At 62.3% G+C, this 15,028-nt stretch carries 10 protein-coding genes and 1 tRNA gene; 1 reads left to right on the forward strand and 10 read right to left on the reverse strand.

What is annotated here, in order from left to right; translation table 11 throughout:
* Positions 1 to 57: 57 nt before the first annotated feature.
* The 6 genes from AAA138_RS01140 to AAA138_RS01165 form a co-directional block, all read right to left on the reverse strand.
* Complete coding sequence (locus AAA138_RS01140) at positions 58 to 357, reverse strand: YhbY family RNA-binding protein (RefSeq protein WP_117583334.1); 300 nt, start codon at positions 355 to 357, stop codon at positions 58 to 60.
* A 182-nt stretch (positions 358 to 539) separates the two neighbouring features.
* Positions 540 to 1,487, reverse strand: a complete 948-nt coding sequence (locus AAA138_RS01145) for a methyltransferase domain-containing protein (protein ID WP_349089242.1) — start codon at positions 1,485 to 1,487, stop codon at positions 540 to 542.
* Between the two features lie 256 nt (positions 1,488 to 1,743).
* Positions 1,744 to 3,108, reverse strand: coding sequence for a PFL family protein (locus AAA138_RS01150; protein ID WP_035136908.1), 1,365 nt, complete (start codon positions 3,106 to 3,108; stop codon positions 1,744 to 1,746).
* 108 nt (positions 3,109 to 3,216) lie between these two features.
* Positions 3,217 to 5,772 carry a homocysteine S-methyltransferase family protein gene (locus AAA138_RS01155; RefSeq protein WP_349089243.1) on the reverse strand — a complete coding sequence of 852 codons (2,556 nt, stop codon included), beginning with the start codon at positions 5,770 to 5,772 and terminating at the stop codon, positions 3,217 to 3,219.
* Positions 5,773 to 5,781: 9 nt separating this feature from the next.
* Positions 5,782 to 6,570 (reverse strand): hypothetical protein, encoded by a 789-nt coding sequence (locus AAA138_RS01160; RefSeq protein WP_349089244.1) that lies wholly within the window; start codon positions 6,568 to 6,570, stop codon positions 5,782 to 5,784.
* A complete protein-coding gene (locus AAA138_RS01165; protein WP_349089245.1) occupies positions 6,570 to 7,442 on the reverse strand; it encodes a methylenetetrahydrofolate reductase in 873 nt (290 codons plus the stop codon). The genes AAA138_RS01160 and AAA138_RS01165 overlap by 1 nt, the downstream gene beginning before the upstream one ends.
* 425 nt (positions 7,443 to 7,867) lie before the next feature.
* Here AAA138_RS01165 and AAA138_RS01170 point away from each other — a divergent pair, with 425 nt between their 5' ends.
* The gene (locus AAA138_RS01170) at positions 7,868 to 9,955 is read left to right on the forward strand and encodes a glutamine synthetase III (protein ID WP_349089246.1); all 2,088 of its coding nucleotides are present in this window, start codon (positions 7,868 to 7,870) and stop codon (positions 9,953 to 9,955) included.
* A gap of 263 nt (positions 9,956 to 10,218) precedes the next feature.
* Here the strand turns inward: AAA138_RS01170 and AAA138_RS01175 are convergent.
* From AAA138_RS01175 to AAA138_RS01190, 4 genes are all read right to left on the reverse strand, one after another.
* Positions 10,219 to 10,295: transfer RNA gene (locus AAA138_RS01175), tRNA-Glu, on the reverse strand.
* Between the two features lie 220 nt (positions 10,296 to 10,515).
* Positions 10,516 to 12,693, reverse strand: coding sequence for a MurT ligase domain-containing protein (locus AAA138_RS01180; protein ID WP_349089247.1), 2,178 nt, complete (start codon positions 12,691 to 12,693; stop codon positions 10,516 to 10,518).
* Positions 12,694 to 12,738: 45 nt separating this feature from the next.
* Positions 12,739 to 13,782, reverse strand: a complete 1,044-nt coding sequence (locus AAA138_RS01185; RefSeq protein ID WP_349089248.1) for a hypothetical protein — start codon at positions 13,780 to 13,782, stop codon at positions 12,739 to 12,741.
* The gene (locus tag AAA138_RS01190) at positions 13,782 to 14,858 is read right to left on the reverse strand and encodes a hypothetical protein (RefSeq protein WP_349089249.1); all 1,077 of its coding nucleotides are present in this window, start codon (positions 14,856 to 14,858) and stop codon (positions 13,782 to 13,784) included. Before AAA138_RS01190 ends, AAA138_RS01185 begins: the two co-directional genes overlap by 1 nt.
* Positions 14,859 to 15,028: the final 170 nt, after the last annotated feature.

Raw genomic sequence — 15,028 nt, forward strand, 5'->3', positions numbered from 1 at the left:
CGAATTGCTTGGACGCTCGCAAGTTTGATGTATATTGGCTCGCCGGATCGTTGGCTCTTAGACGAGCTTAATCTTCTCGATGTCCTTGCGCGAGGACTCGCGATACAGCGAGAACTTGCGGCCGATAACCTGGACGACCTCGGCATGGCAGCGGTCGGCGAGCTCTTCGGCGGCCTCGCGGGCGGAAAGGCTGGAACCGTCGAGTACGGAGCACTTAACGAGCTCGTGCTTCTCCAGGTAGGCGACCGTCTGCTCGACGGTGCCCTCGTTGATGTCGGACTTGCCGATGATGATGGCGGGGTTGAGGTGATGGGCCATGCTGCGAAGCTGCTTGACCTGGGCTCCTGTCAGTGCCATGGGTTCTCGCTTTCTATGTTATGGGGCGCCCCGCGATGGGGCCTTAATCTACGTGAGCTGTCCCACGATAGCGCAGGAACGGCGTGGTGTGGGGCGTGTTTGCCCAGTTCAAAAAGAATGCGGATGCCGAGCGGGAGAACAGCGCGGGTTACAGGCGGACGTGTACGGCAGCCGAAAGCGGTCTATGGACAGCTCGAAGAGACCGGCTCCCATGCAATAAACGCCCAACGGACCTTGCGGACGTGGTCGAGCATGTAGCGCCCCTGCGGCACGCCCTTGGACCCTGGCTCGCCGGCATGGGGATTCTCAATCATATGCTGAGCGACGTAGTCGCGCAGACGGTCGATCTTATCCTCGTTACCGTGCTCGAGCATACGGGAGAAGTCTGCCACTCCCGCCTCAAGGCTATCGAAGGTATCGCGACGAGGCGATTCAAAGTACGTAACCTGCGGCAGGGCACCCATCTGAATGAGGATATTAAAGGCATACACAAAGCCATTACTGCAGGTAACCGAGGCACCGATGGCATTCATCAGGTGCAGGTCATAGCGCGGGCTGGAGTTGGCGACCATCGTGACAGCACAACGCCGACGAGCCGTTCGATCAAGCTTGGCAAGCGCGCCTTTTAGGTTGGTCGTGGTGACAGAGCGACTGGCAAAGGCAACATCTACCGCTTTCGCGACCGGTCCAACCAAATCCCAGTCATCATCCCAAGCAAGCTCAAGCGGTGTAATGCGATCCTCGAGCCCATAGTACTCAATGCCAGCATCAAGCGTGCCCAACATGGCAGGGGAAAAGTCAGCAGCAATCACAGGATGCCCGTCTTGCGCAAGCGGAATAGCAATCGACCCAGCCCCACACCCCATATCCAGCACGGATTCACCAGGCTTTAACGCCAGCAGCTTCATAAAGTCCCGGGCATACGGAGCAGTCTCAAGCGGCCGAAAATGCCGAGCCCTTTTATCCCACTCAAAAGAATCATCAGCCCGCCGCCGACCAGCCTGCAAGCGCATCCATTCGCCATTCCAATCAGCAGAAAGCAGCTCAGAGCGAGCATCCCCATCAACCACGGGCCAACCTCCTAGCAACAAAAAAGCGACTCCTCCCAAAAGAAGAGCCGCAACCAGCATATATCAGAAAGAACCGATCCAACGCCAAACCGCCGTATCGACCATGTAGTGCAGGAGCGAAGCAACTGCAACCGGGATAGAACTCAACCGAGGTCCCGTTGTGCGGGAGCCCCGGGGAGGGCAAATATATAAGGTCGATCGCGAGTTCCGCACGAGCCGGAGAGCACTTAATGTGCTCTCCGTGCGAGTCAGGACTGTCCGAGCAGGCGACCTTATATATTTGCCCTCCCCGGGGCTCCTCGCCAGTCCCCCTCAGCTAGTTCTTCAGCGAGTTCAGCGGTGCCGGGAAGCGTCCACCACGGTGGGCAAGCACGGTGCCGGCGTTGGGGTTCACCGGCATGATGGGTGCACGGCCAAACAGGCCGCCGTACTCGACGCAGTCGCCCACGCCCTTGCCGATGGCGGGAATCACGCGCACGGCCGTGGTCTTGTTGTTGATGACGCCGATAGCCATCTCGTCGGCGATGATGCCGGCGATGGTCTCGACCGGGGTGTCACCGGGGATGGCGATCATGTCCAGGCCGACGGAGCACACACAAGTCATGGCCTCGAGCTTCTCGAGCGAAAGCGCGCCGGCCTCGACGGCGGCGATCATGCCGGCGTCCTCGGACACGGGGATAAAGGCGCCCGAGAGGCCGCCCACGCTGGAGCTGGCCATGACGCCGCCCTTCTTGACGGCATCGTTGAGCATGGCGAGTGCGCAGGTCGTGCCCGGGCCACCGCAGGTGCCAACACCGATGATCTCGAGGATGCGGGCAACGGAGTCGCCGATGGCAGGCGTGGGGGCCAGCGACAGGTCGACGATGCCCTTCTCGACACCCAGGCGATGGGCGGCCTCGCGGCTCATGAGCTCGCCGGCACGGGTGATCTTAAAGGCGGTCTGCTTAATCTTTTCGGCGACTTCCATCATCGATGCGGAATCGGGCAGCGTCTCCAGGGCTGCGGCCATAACGCCGGGGCCCGAAACGCCTACGTTGATGACGGCGTCGGCCTCGCCACCGCCGTGGACGGCGCCCGCCATAAACGGGGAGTCCTCAACCATATTGGCAAAGCAGACAAACTTGGAAGCGCCGACGGAGTCCTGGTCGGCCGTGAGCTTAGCGGCGTCGATGATGGTCTGGGCGGCCATAAGCACGGCGTCCATGTTGATGCCGGCGCGCAGGCTGGCGACGTTGACGCTGGAGCAGACGCGGCTGGTGGTAGCGAGCGCCTGCGGGATGGACTGGATGACGCGGCGATCGGCGTCGCCGATGCCCTTCTGGACGAGTGCGGAGAAGCCGCCCAGGTAATCGATGCCGAGTGTCTCGGCCGCGCGGTCGAGGGCATGCGCGATGGGGGTGAGGTCCTCATCCTTGCAGCACGCGGCGATCTGCGCCACCGGGGTGACGGAGACGCGCTTGTTGACGATGGGGATACCGTACTCGCGCTCGAGGTTCTCGGCTGTCTCGACCAGGTGCTCAGCCGTGTGCGTCACGTGGTCGTAGATCTTCGTGCACATGCGGTCGAGGTTCTCGTCACCGCAACCCATGAGCGAAACGCCCATGGTGATGGTCCTGATGTCGAGGTTCTGCTCCTCAACCATGCCGCGGGTTTCCGCGATTTCTGCGGGCGTGATCGCCATCCTTGCGCTCCTATCTGCCAAAACGAGCATACTCTTATCTATTCTAACGTGCCACACGTGCCAAGTGGCGCATGCGGCACGTTTTGGTGCACGGTTGTTTCCGTTGTGTTACTGCCCAAAGACCTCTTCGGCGATACGAGCGCTTTCGGCGGCGTCCTTGGCGTAGTAGTCCGCGCCGATCTGTTTGGCGTATTCGGGGGTGAGCACAGCGCCGCCTACGATGATCTTAACGCCCGGCACCTCGGCATGAAGCAGCTTGATGGTCTCCTCCATGGCGACGACCGTGGTGGTCATAAGCGCCGAGAGGCCGACGAGTTTAATGTCGCGCTCCTGTACGGTCTTGAGCACCTCCTGCGGATCGACGTCGCGACCCAGATCAAAGACGGTGTAGCCGTAGTTGTCGAGCAGCATCTTGACGATGTTCTTGCCGATGTCGTGGATATCGCCTTTGACGGTTGCCACGCAGATCTTACCCTTGTCGGCAATCTCGCCGGCGGGCATCAGGCGCTTGATGGTATCGAAGCCCACGCGCGCGGCCTCGGCAGAGGCCATGAGCTGCGGCAAGAAGAACTTGCCCTGGTCAAAGAGGACTCCGACCTCGTCGAGGGCGGGGATAAAGTGGTTGTTGATGAGGTCCATGGCGTCGTGATCTGCCAGCAGGCGCTCGGTCTCGGCCGCGATTTCGCCCTTGCGGCCCGAGACGACCATGTGGCGGATGGGGTCGTCATCGGCACTTGCGGTGGTGCTTGTGGCAGGCGCGGCATCGCTCGATGCTGACTGAGCGGCCGCCGGGTTGGCGGCGATCTTGTACGGGTCGGTCCAGCCGGCGTAGCGCTCGATGTATCCGGTCGAGCCCTCGTCCTCAACGCTCAGGACGCGATAGCTGTAGACGGTATCCATAAAGCGCTTGGAACCCGGGTTCATGATGGGGGCATCCAGACCTGCACCAAAGGCGGCGGCCAAAAAGACCGAGCCCAGCAGCGGCCGCGCGGGCAGGCCAAAGCTGATGTTCGATACGCCGAGTGCGCACTTGACGCCCAGGCGCTCCTTGCACAGAGACATGGCACGTAGAATCTGCTCAGCCTGGCGCTGGTTGGTCGAGGCGGTCATGACCAGGCAGTCGATGAGGATGCGGTCCGGGCCGATGCCGTAATGGGCGGCCTCGGCCACGATGCGCTCGGCGATGGCGAAGCGGGCCTCGGCGGTATCGGGGATGCCGCCCTCGTCGAGCGTAAGGCCGACGACGTTGGTGCCGTAGTGGGCCACCAGCGGAAAGATCTCATCCATGATCTGTTGTTTGCCATTGACCGAGTTGATGATGGGCTTGCCGGCGTAGCGGCGCACGGCGGCCTCGACGGCTGCGGGGTCGGTGGAGTCGATCTGCAGCGGCAGCAGCGTGGAGCCCTGGAGCTGCTCGGTGGCCTGCTGGATGACCTTGACCTCGTCGATCTCGGGCAGGCCCACGTTGACGTCCAGGATGTCGGCGCCCTGCTCCTGCTGGCTGATGCCCTGACTCACGACGTAGTCCAGGTCGCCGTCGCGCAGGGCCTGCTGCAGGCGCTTTTTGCCGGTGGGGTTGATGCGCTCGCCGATGACGGCGATCTTGTGGCCGTCGCAGGGGAGGTCCACGACCGTCTGGGCGCTCGTGACCGACATGCTGGGCTTGCGGTGGCGCGGGCTGGGCGTGTGGTTGTCGATAAGCGTGCGCAAGGCCGCCATGTGCGCCGGCGTGGTGCCGCAGCAACCGCCCACGACGCTCACGCCGTCCTCGATCATGCCGGCGACGGCCTCGGCGTACTCGGGTGCCTGGATATCAAAGACGGTATTGCCGTCATCGTCCACGCGGGGCAGTCCCGCATTGGCCTGCACCATAACGGGCTTGTCGGTGACGGTGAGCATGCGCGCGGCGAGCCCTCGGAGCTCGGCCGGGCCCTGGCTGCAGTTGATGCCCAGGACGTCGGCGCCGATGGCGTCGAGGGTGATGGCGGCGACCTCGGGGCTCGTGCCCAAGAAGGTGCGGCCGTCTTCCTCAAAGGTCATGGTGGCAAAGACGGGCAGGTCGGAATTCTCGCGGCAGGCGAGGACGGCCGCCTTGATCTCGGCCAGGTCGGTCATAGTCTCGATAATAAAAAGGTCCACACCCGCGGCGACGCCGGCGCGCACCTCCTCGGCAAAGAGGTCGTAGGCCTCGTCAAAGCTGAGGGTGCCCAGGGGGCGCAGCAGCGCGCCGATGGGACCGATATCGCCGGCGACGTAGTGGGCACCGGCCGCGCGGGCGCAGGTGACTGCCGCGGCAAAGACGTCTGCCACGGTGGCGGCGCCGTCGAGCTTGTGGACGTTGGCGCCAAAGGTGTTGGCGGTGATCACGTCACAGCCAGCCTCGACGTACTGACGCTGAATATCGGTGATGACCTGGGGCTCCTCAAAGTTGAGCAGCTCGGGCAGGGCGCCTGCCTTCATGCCGGCGGCCTGCAACATGGTGCCCATGCCGCCGTCGAACAGCAGGTGTCCCGTGCCCTCGATAGCGGCGCGCAGGCGATCGTCCTTAATGTACAGGTCGTCGATCGTGCGTGTCTTGTATGCAGCGCCATTGCGGCGTGCGGCATCAACGGGCGCCGCCAGCGCGGCGCCGTCCAGATCATGAGTGATAAGCGGAGTAAACATCGATGGCTCCTAATGGCTGGAATAGCAGGTAGTGTGGGCGGCGCGGAAGCGGCAGTGCTCGCGCATGCGGCAGATATTGCAGGTGGGGCGGCTCTGGGCGTCGTGGACTTCGCCGTCGAACAGACCAATCACCGCGGTCACGCTCTTAGTGGGCATGAGCAGGCTGGTGGGGGTGACGGTAAGTCCAATGAGGCGCGTGGCGTTGAGTGCATCCACGATCGAGCGTTGGGCAGAGAGCGGGCAGTCGCCATAGCCGGGACTGAAGCGCCAGTTGCCGGCGAGCCCGTGTGCAGCGGCGTCCGTCTTGACCCGTCGGTCCATCTGCTCAACAGCAGCTTCTACATAGGCGGAGCACGCGGCATCGAGCACGGCTCCCTCTAGGGGCTGCTGGGCTCCCGTGGTGCGCAGGCGACGCTCGGCTTCCATGCCGAGGGTGCATGCCATGAGCGCCGCCAGGCGGGCGTCTTTGAGATGTCGATAGATATCACGACCCCGCAGCTCAACATTGGTGCCAACCAAGCGGATGCAGGGCTCGCCCTGCTCGTCGACGCCCATGGCATCGACGGCAAACACGCGTCGCACGCCACGGGGCTCGATATCCAGCTCTAGGCGCTCAACGACAAGCTCAATACGCTGCGACAGCTCGGGCTCAATCTGCTGGCCGCCGTAACCCAGATACCGCAGCATCTCGGCACGGTCGACACGGGGATGGTGCGCAGCATCGATACGGTAAAGCGCCGGCGACGCAAGGTCGGCCGGCACTTCAACAACGGTTGTATCGACGTGCGGTATTTCCATTACCCCAGGCGCTCCATAATGGTCGCGGCGATTGCAGGACGGTTCATAGTGTACAGGTGCAGACCGTCGGCGCCATGCTCCTTGAGGTCGCAAAGCTGGTGGGCGGCATAATCCACGCCGGCTGCCTGCAGGCTCTCGGGGTCGTTCTCGTACTTGGCGAGGATCTTGATGACGGGGGAGGGCAGCGACGCGCCGCACATAAAGACCATGCGGCTGATCTGCGACTTGCCCATAAACGGCATGATGCCCGCGGTAATGGGCACGGTGATGCCGGCCTTGTCGGCAAGCTCGCGGAAGCGATAGAAGCACTCGTTATCAAAAAAGAGCTGTGTCACAAAGAAGCTCGCGCCGGCGTCTTGCTTTTGCTTGAGGTGCTCGACCGAGAGGTTGAGATCCTCGCAGGCAATGTGGCCTTCGGGGTAGGCTGCGGCGCCCACGCAAAAGCCGGCGTCGACGAGCTCGGGGATGAGGTCGCGGGCGTAGGCGTAGTCCGAGGCGGGCTTGTCGTCCTCGGTCGCGCCAGCGGGCAGGTCGCCGCGCAGGGCCAGCACGTTTTCCACGCCGGCCGAGCGATACTCGTCGATCTTGGCGGCGATATCGGCGCGCGAGCGGCCCACACAGGTAAGGTGTGCCACCGAGGGTGTATCGAATTCGCTCGTAATCATATGCGCGATGGGGGCGGTGGTGGCACCGTTACCCGAGCCGCCGGCCGAGCAGGTGACCGAGACAAAGCTCGGCGAAAGCTTGCACAGATTGCCTGCCACCTCGCGAGCCGTGTCGAGGGTAAGCTCGCCCTTGGGCGGGAACATCTCAAACGAAACGGGCGCGGTGCCCTGGGATGCTGCCTGCTTAAAAACCTCGTCGACGCGCATATCGTGCTCCTTTAGATACTTAATAGTGTGATGTGTTGTAAGGATTCTACAGCACCACTGTGTTACGGTGGAGTTTCACTCGCTATTTGGGGATACCAATCGAAAATGCTTCGCTATCGGCATTTCCTATAACGGGGTAGTCAATCTAAGATCGGACTATATTGAATGGTATTTGATGCGAAATACCAGTTAATAGAGCCCATCCCAAATTGACTACCCTTAAACTATGGGGAGAGGTCTGCAATTTATACAGTTGATTGGCTGTTGAGGGTGGCAATGCCGCCGCGATGCGTTAACCTCATTGATTGGTTTCGCGACAGCAACATAACGGTAATGTTGCGGAAACACGACGAGCCTAATCTATGACTCGTTCGTTAGTAATCAACACCGCTTCTCACGCGGTGCCGATACGAAGGGAGTTCCGTATGGCCGAACTTACTGACCGCTTCGGGACCATGGTGTTCTCTGAGGAAGTCATGAAGGACTACCTCCCCAAGGACATTTGGAAGCGCCTTGCTGCAACCCTCGAGGGCGGTGAGCCGCTCGACCTGGATGTGGCCAACGCCGTTGCCCACGCCATGAAGGTCTGGGCCATCTCCAAGGGCGCGACGCACTACGCACACTGGTTCCAGCCGCTTTCGGGCATTACTTCCGAGAAGCACGACAGCTTCCTGGAGCCCAACCACGACGGCACCGCTATTACCAAGTTTACGGGCAAGAACCTCATCCAGGGCGAGCCCGATGCCTCCAGCTTCCCCAACGGCGGCCTGCGCGCCACCTTCGAGGCCCGTGGCTACACCGCTTGGGATCCCACTAGCCCCGCCTTCATTAAGGACGATGTCCTGTGCATCCCCACGGCTTTCTGTTCCTACACGGGCGAGGCTCTGGACAAGAAGACCCCGCTGCTGCGCTCCATGACCGCGCTCTCGCGTGAGTCCAAGCGCGTTTTGGCGCTGTTTGGCAAGACCCCCAAGAAGGTCGTTCCTTCCGTGGGCGACGAGCAGGAGTACTTCCTGATCAAGAAGGACGCTTACCGCAAGCGCAAGGACCTGGTCATCACCGGCCGCACCCTCTTTGGTGCTGCCCCCTGCAAGGGCCAGGAGCTTGAGGAGCACTACTTTGGCGCTATCCGCCCTACCGTCTCGTCCTATATGAAGGATCTGGACAATGAGCTGTGGGCGCTTGGCATTCCCGCCAAGACCAAGCACAACGAGGTCGCTCCTTGCCAGCATGAGCTCGCCCCTGTCTATGGCGAGGTCAACGAGGCCATCGACCAGAATCTGGTCATGATGGAGAAGATGAAGCTCATCGCCTCCCGCCACGACTTGGTCTGCCTGCTGCACGAGAAGCCCTTCGAGGGCATCAACGGTTCGGGCAAGCACAACAACTGGTCGCTTGGCACCGAGTCCGAGAATCTGCTCGATCCGGGCGACACTCCGCTCGACAACCTGCAGTTCATCGTCTTCCTCACCGCGGTGATCGAGGCCGTCGATAACTATCAGGAGCTCCTGCGTGCCTCCGTTGCCTCGGCCGGCAACGACCATCGTCTGGGCGCCAACGAGGCTCCTCCGGCGATTATGTCCATCTTCCTGGGCGACCAGCTTACCGAGGTCGTCGAGAAGATCATCGATGGCAAGGCTTCCGTCCATGCCACGCGCGGCGTGCTCGACCTGGGCGCCGATACCCTGCCCAAGCTGATGCAGGACAACACCGACCGCAACCGCACCTCCCCGTTCGCCTTCACCGGCAACAAGTTCGAGTTCCGTGCCTGCGGCTCCGAGCAGAACGTCTCCGACTCCAACCTGGTGCTCGATGCCGCCGTGGCCAAGTCGCTCAAGTCCTTCGCCGACGCACTCGAGGGTACGCCCGAGGATAAGTTCCAGGACGCCGCGCTCGAGTACTGCAAGAAGGTGCTGACCGATCACCAGCGCATCCTGTTCTCCGGCGACGGTTACTCCGACGAGTGGCCCGTCGAGGCCGAGAAGCGCGGCCTTGCCAACAACAAGACCACGGCCGACGCCCTGCCCGCCTTTGTTTCCGATAAGGCCATTGCGCTCTTTGAGGAGACGGGTGTCCTGACCAAGGCCGAGGCCCAGTGCCGTTACGACTGCAAGCTCGAGAAGTACAACAAGCTCATGAACATCGAGGCTACCACGATGGTTCGCGAGGCGCGTCGTACCTATCGCCCGGTCATTACCGCCTATGCCACCAAGGTCGCTAAGGGCCTTGAGACAATTCGTGCCGCCGGTGCTGAGGCCGCCATGCAGTGCGAGCAGAACACGCTCAACAAGCTCTGCAACGGCATCACCGCCATTAACGACTCCATCAAGGCGCTCGACGCCGTGCATCAGAAGGCCGAGGCCCTCGATGGCCAGGAGCAGGCCAACGTGTATGCACACGAGGTCGTTCCCGCTATGGATACGCTGCGTGCCGCCGTGGATGCCATGGAGGAGATCGTGGCCGCCGACTACTGGCCGGTCCCGACCTACGACGACATCCTGTTCTACGTGTAGAACGTAACTGACATATCGTCACGGTATTGAGCCGGGGTCCGCATCGCGCGGGCCCCGGCTTTTTGTGGAATAGTTAATCGGCCTAGAGTTGGTGTCCGCGTGCGGCTGGCGCCGCCCGCCTTCGCTGCGTCGCTCCGCTCCTTGCGTGCTGCGCTGGAAAACGCTTCGCGTTTCCTCAGCTCCGCACCCTGTCGGGTTCGAATCCCGGCATATCGGCAGCAAAAAGCCCGTCACCGCGGGGGTAACGGGCTTCTCAGTTTAAATGGTGCCCCCAGCGGGATTCGAACCCGCGATATCCACCTTGAAAGGGTGGCGTCCTTGGCCGCTAGACGATGGGGACAGCGGGAAAGAGTATAGCAGACTTTTTTGCCGGCGCGTATATCGTTGGCAAACTGGAAAACCACCACACAGGAGTTGATCTTCTACCTCGATCTTCAAACATCTCAATCTGTAACATCTGGGCGGGAAAATCGGCTCTATCTGTTACAGATCGAGACAAACCGCTGGGACGGGTCAAAACCACCACAAAGGTGCCTGTCCCCTTTGTGGTGGTGGGGTGGTTAGGGGAGGAGCTTCATGGCGGCGTCGTGGGCGGCGTGCTCGTAGGTGTCGTCGAGGGGTTTTAGCGGCAGCAGGGCTGTGGCCTGCGCATCGCCGCGGCGCTCGAGGGCGTGGGTAATGAGCCAGTCGGCGAGCTCGGGGTTCTTGGGTAGCGCTGGTCCGTGCAGGTACGTGCCGATGACGCCCTTGTAGATCAGACCCTCAAAGCCGTCGTCGCCGTTGTTGCCGGTTCCCGTGACGACGGACGTTCCGAGTGGCGTGGCATCTGCGTCGAGCAGAGTGCGGCCGCCGTGGTTCTCGAATCCTACAAAGGGCTCGGATGCCAGGTCGGTCTTGACGGCGACGTTGCCGATCAGGCGGTCGGAGCCGCGCACGGTCTCGGCGGCGATGATGCCCAAGCCTTCAATGCGATCTTCGCCCATATAGTACGAACGGCCGAGCAGCTGGTAGCTACCGCAGATGGCAAGCAATGAGCCACCATCTTCAACATAGGCCGCGACCTTGTCTTTTTGAGCGAGCAATTCATGTGCCACAGCCAGCTGATCGCGGTCGGAGCCACCGCCCATCATGACGATATCGGCGTCGGTGAGATCGAGCACCTCGCCCATGCGGACCTCGTCCACGCGCGCGGGAATGCCACGCCAGGCGCAGCGGCGCTCGAGGGCGATGACGTTGCCGCCGTCGCCATAGAGGTTGAGGGCATCGGGATACAGGTAGACGATGCGCAGCGGGCGCGAAAGCTCGACCGGCGCAATATCCGTGGGGACAGCGCTGCCATCGACGCGCGTTACAGCGTGGGAGGCAACCGAGCTCGCATCGGCACCCTTAAGCTCGTCGAGCTCCTTGACCAGTGGCGGGAAGGCCGTGTAGTTGGCGACGGCGTAGAAGGTGTCATCGGCGGCCTCGTCTGCCACGGCGCCAATTGCCTGCGCGACGTCCGAGATAATCGCGGCATCGATGCCGGCGTACTTGAGGCGCACCTGCATGTCGTGTGCGCGCGTGCCGCCGGCAAAGGCGACAAGGCCCGGTGTGTCGGCGATGCGCTCGAAGTCGACGTCGTAGATCCACGAGACATCGTGACCGTCGGCATCGTTGTCGTTGAGGAAGAAAGCGCAGAGTCTGCCGCCTGCCGTCTTGATGGACTGGATTTGTCGATCGAAGCCTACGGGATTCTTGGCCAGGTTGGCCTCGACGGTGCGGCCGGCGATATCCCAGCGGCCCATGCGTCCGCCGGCGGGGACGTAGACATCGAGCGTGGGCTGTAGGTGCGCTGTATCAACGCCTAACTCATGTGCGGCAAAGAATGCAGCGGCAACGTTGTATACCATGTACAGGCCGTTGTAGCGCGTGGCGATGTGTACGGCAGCCGCGTCGGACGCAGATCCAAAGACCAGGTCAAAGCCGTAGCCGTCGCAGCCGAGCTCCACGCCCGTTACGCGACGGACCAGCGCGGGACGACCCCAGCCGCACGAGGGGCAATGGTATGCTCCGAGCTGGCCGTACTGCACATAGTCGTACTCCAGCGGCGCGTTGCACTGCGAGCAAAAACGCGAGTCGCTAATGCGATCGGACTCGGTGCCCGTGGCGCCGTCGATGCCAAAGGCGATGCTCGTGTTGGGGACGCGTGCGGCGATCGAGGCGCAGAGCGGATCGTCGGCGTTATAGATGAGCGTCGTTGCCGGCGAAAGCTCCAGCGCGTGGGCGATGACGTCCTGGGTGTGGTCGATCTCGCCGTAGCGGTCCAGCTGGTCGCGGAACAGGTTGAGCAGCACAAAGTAGGTCGGCTTGAGTTTGGGCAGGATGCGCACCGTGTAGAGCTCATCGCATTCAAAAACACCCACGCGCTTGCTGCCGCCGGCTCGCTTGAGGCCGCTGCGCGCCTCGAGCAGGGCACCAACCACGCCCGGCTCCATGTTGTTTCCGGCACGGTTGCATACCACGGTGGCGCCGCTGGCGGCAACGGCATCGGCGATGAGGTTGGAGGTGGTGGTCTTACCGTTGGTGCCGGTGATCACCACGCTGCGGTCGACAAGGCCCGCGAGGTCGTTCAGCAGCTCGGGGTCGATCTTCATGGCGATACGGCCGGGGAGTACGCCGCCCTGGCGCTTAAGGACGGAGCGCAGCCCCCAGCGGGCGATATCGCTCGAGGTGCAGGCGAGAGAAGAGCGGAAGTTCATGAAGCCGTTCCTAACGTGAATGACATGGTCGTGGCGTTTGCGCCGTTAAAAGCCATAACGGCGCGCAAATTCCTGGGCAAGTTGCGATACGTCTTCGCAGGCGTTGGCCCAGGGGGCAAAGTCGGGAGTATCCGAGATAATGCCGTCGGCCTCCCAAACGGCCTGGTGCGAAAGATCCCACGGGTCGTGCGGCTCGGGTCGGCAGGGAAGATACGGCGTCTGGTACATGGGGTTCAGCAAGAAGAACGCGCCGCCCTCGCAGCGGTTGGCAAACTCGCGCAGCGCGCGTGTCGCCGGACGCATCTTGTTCGTTTTGAACAGCAGGATCGTGCGGGCGAGCAGGTACCAGGGGGAGTCCTCGAGGGCGTCGGCCCCCATCTGCTCCTCGAGCTGGTGGGCCAGGGCAAAAAAGCCGTCCTGGTCTTCCAAGCGGGCGAGGGCAAGCAACACGGTGCCGGCGGCCCGGGTGGGATAGCCCTCCGCCTTAAGGACACGGCGAGAATAGTTTGCGGCGGCGCGGTAACGAGCGCTCGCCATGCACAGCTGCGAGATGGCCTCGAGCGTGTGAAGCCAGCCAATAAGCGCCGGCTCGCTCACGGTAAGGTCTGCTGCGGTGACACCGTCGGCCAAAACATTATTGGCCCAGTAGTGCGGGGCCTCCATATCAAACCCGGGCACGCTTTGTTGCAGGTAGTCGGCCGTGCTCGCCTCGAGCTTCATCAGGTCGCCCAGACAGGCGTCGACGGGCGTGTCCGCCAAAATGATGGCGAGCAACTGAGCATCGACGGCAAGTGCATCGACGCGGACGATCTTGAGCAGCTCATCGCGCATATCGTCGAACAGACGGTTGCGCGTCTGCTCAAACTCCTCGTCGCTGCCCATGTCTTCGATGCGACGAAGCTCGTCAAGCAAGTGACGATGAACGCCGGCATAGGACAGCAGCGCTTGGGCATGCTCGGTCTGCGCATACTTGTGAGGGTTTGCGCTGATGTCGTTATGGACAAGCTCGCGTGCTGCATCGGTGAGTTTGGGGTGCGACGCCAGATAGGTGCGTTCCAGATAGGCGGGGATGTAGACGCTCGGATCCATTAGAGGTCTCCTCCCTTAAACGGCAATCCCTGTTCGGCCGCGCGCAGGATTCGTTCGTCGATCTGGGAGCGCACGATGTCGTTGGTGGCGACCCAGGCGGCAAAGCTGGCGTTGTCGGGCGCGCCTAGGCCCTCCTGCAGCACCGGCGTCGCCTCGGACAGGGCAAGGACAAGCTCATCGGTGGAGCCCGGACCTACGTTGACGCGAGCATAGACGCCATCGGGAAACTCGGTTTGGAAGTAGAGTGCTTCGGCCGCGTGCGGGCATGAGCGCACCAGGATGCGCAGGTAGTGCTCGGCGCCCTCGTAATCCAGCTCGCGCCAGGCTGCGCTCATCAGTGCGATGAGCGTCCACGGGTCCAGGTCGCGCTCCGCATCTTTGGGACGGCGGCGCAGCGGCGCGTTGGCAAGATAGGGCACGGAGTGGGCGGAACGAAAACGCTTGAGCTCCTCGGCAGGGTATTCGAGCTTTGCCATGGCAAGCATCGCGGTATGGCGGACGCCGGCGGGGTCGTTGGGCGCAAAGTCCAGGCTGCGATTCGCGGCATCCAGCGACATGCGGTAGCGGCCGCTAATGAGCGCGCGCGATGCCAAGGCGGCAAGCCAGCGCAGGTAGGGACGGCGGGTCAGGTCGCCTGCGGCCTCACGTTCGTAGGGGTCCTGCGCCGAGGCAATCTTGAGCGCCAGATCGTGCTCCACCTCGTCGCACTTGGAAACCAGATACTGTACGTATTCCTCGTTGGATTCGGCGGTGAGCGCCGTCAGCATGCGCTGGGCATCCCAGTTGGCCGGATCGAGCGCGGCTGCCTCGCGGAGCATGTTCTCGGCTGCGGCTTCTTCTTGCTCTGCCTGGGCGTCGTCGGGGATAAAGGGGATGCGGTAGTCGACAGCCTCGACGACCTTGGCAATCAGATGCCCAGCTCGGTCGCGGTCGTGCACGATGAGCGGCGCGGGGTTACGGGTAAACTGTTCCATCAGACGCTCGACGGCGGGGCCGTCGGTGAGTGGAATATTGTCGCGGCGCAAGGCCTCAAGAACGAGGCGATGGCAATCCTCTTGAATGGGGTCGAATGCCATGGGGCCTCCTTTGCTGCGGTTAGGGTTCAAATATCTCTATATAAAGTTCTAGTTTACCCGCATGTGGCACACCGGGGGTGCCGCACTTGGACTTGCACCTTTGCACCACGAAGACGGATGTCGCACAAATGTCGGCACCTTGGACGACCGAGTGGTATCACAGTGCCGTA

This window comes from Collinsella sp. CLA-JM-H32B (assembly GCF_040098065.1).
In the GTDB taxonomy this organism is placed as follows: Bacteria; Actinomycetota; Coriobacteriia; order Coriobacteriales; family Coriobacteriaceae; genus Collinsella.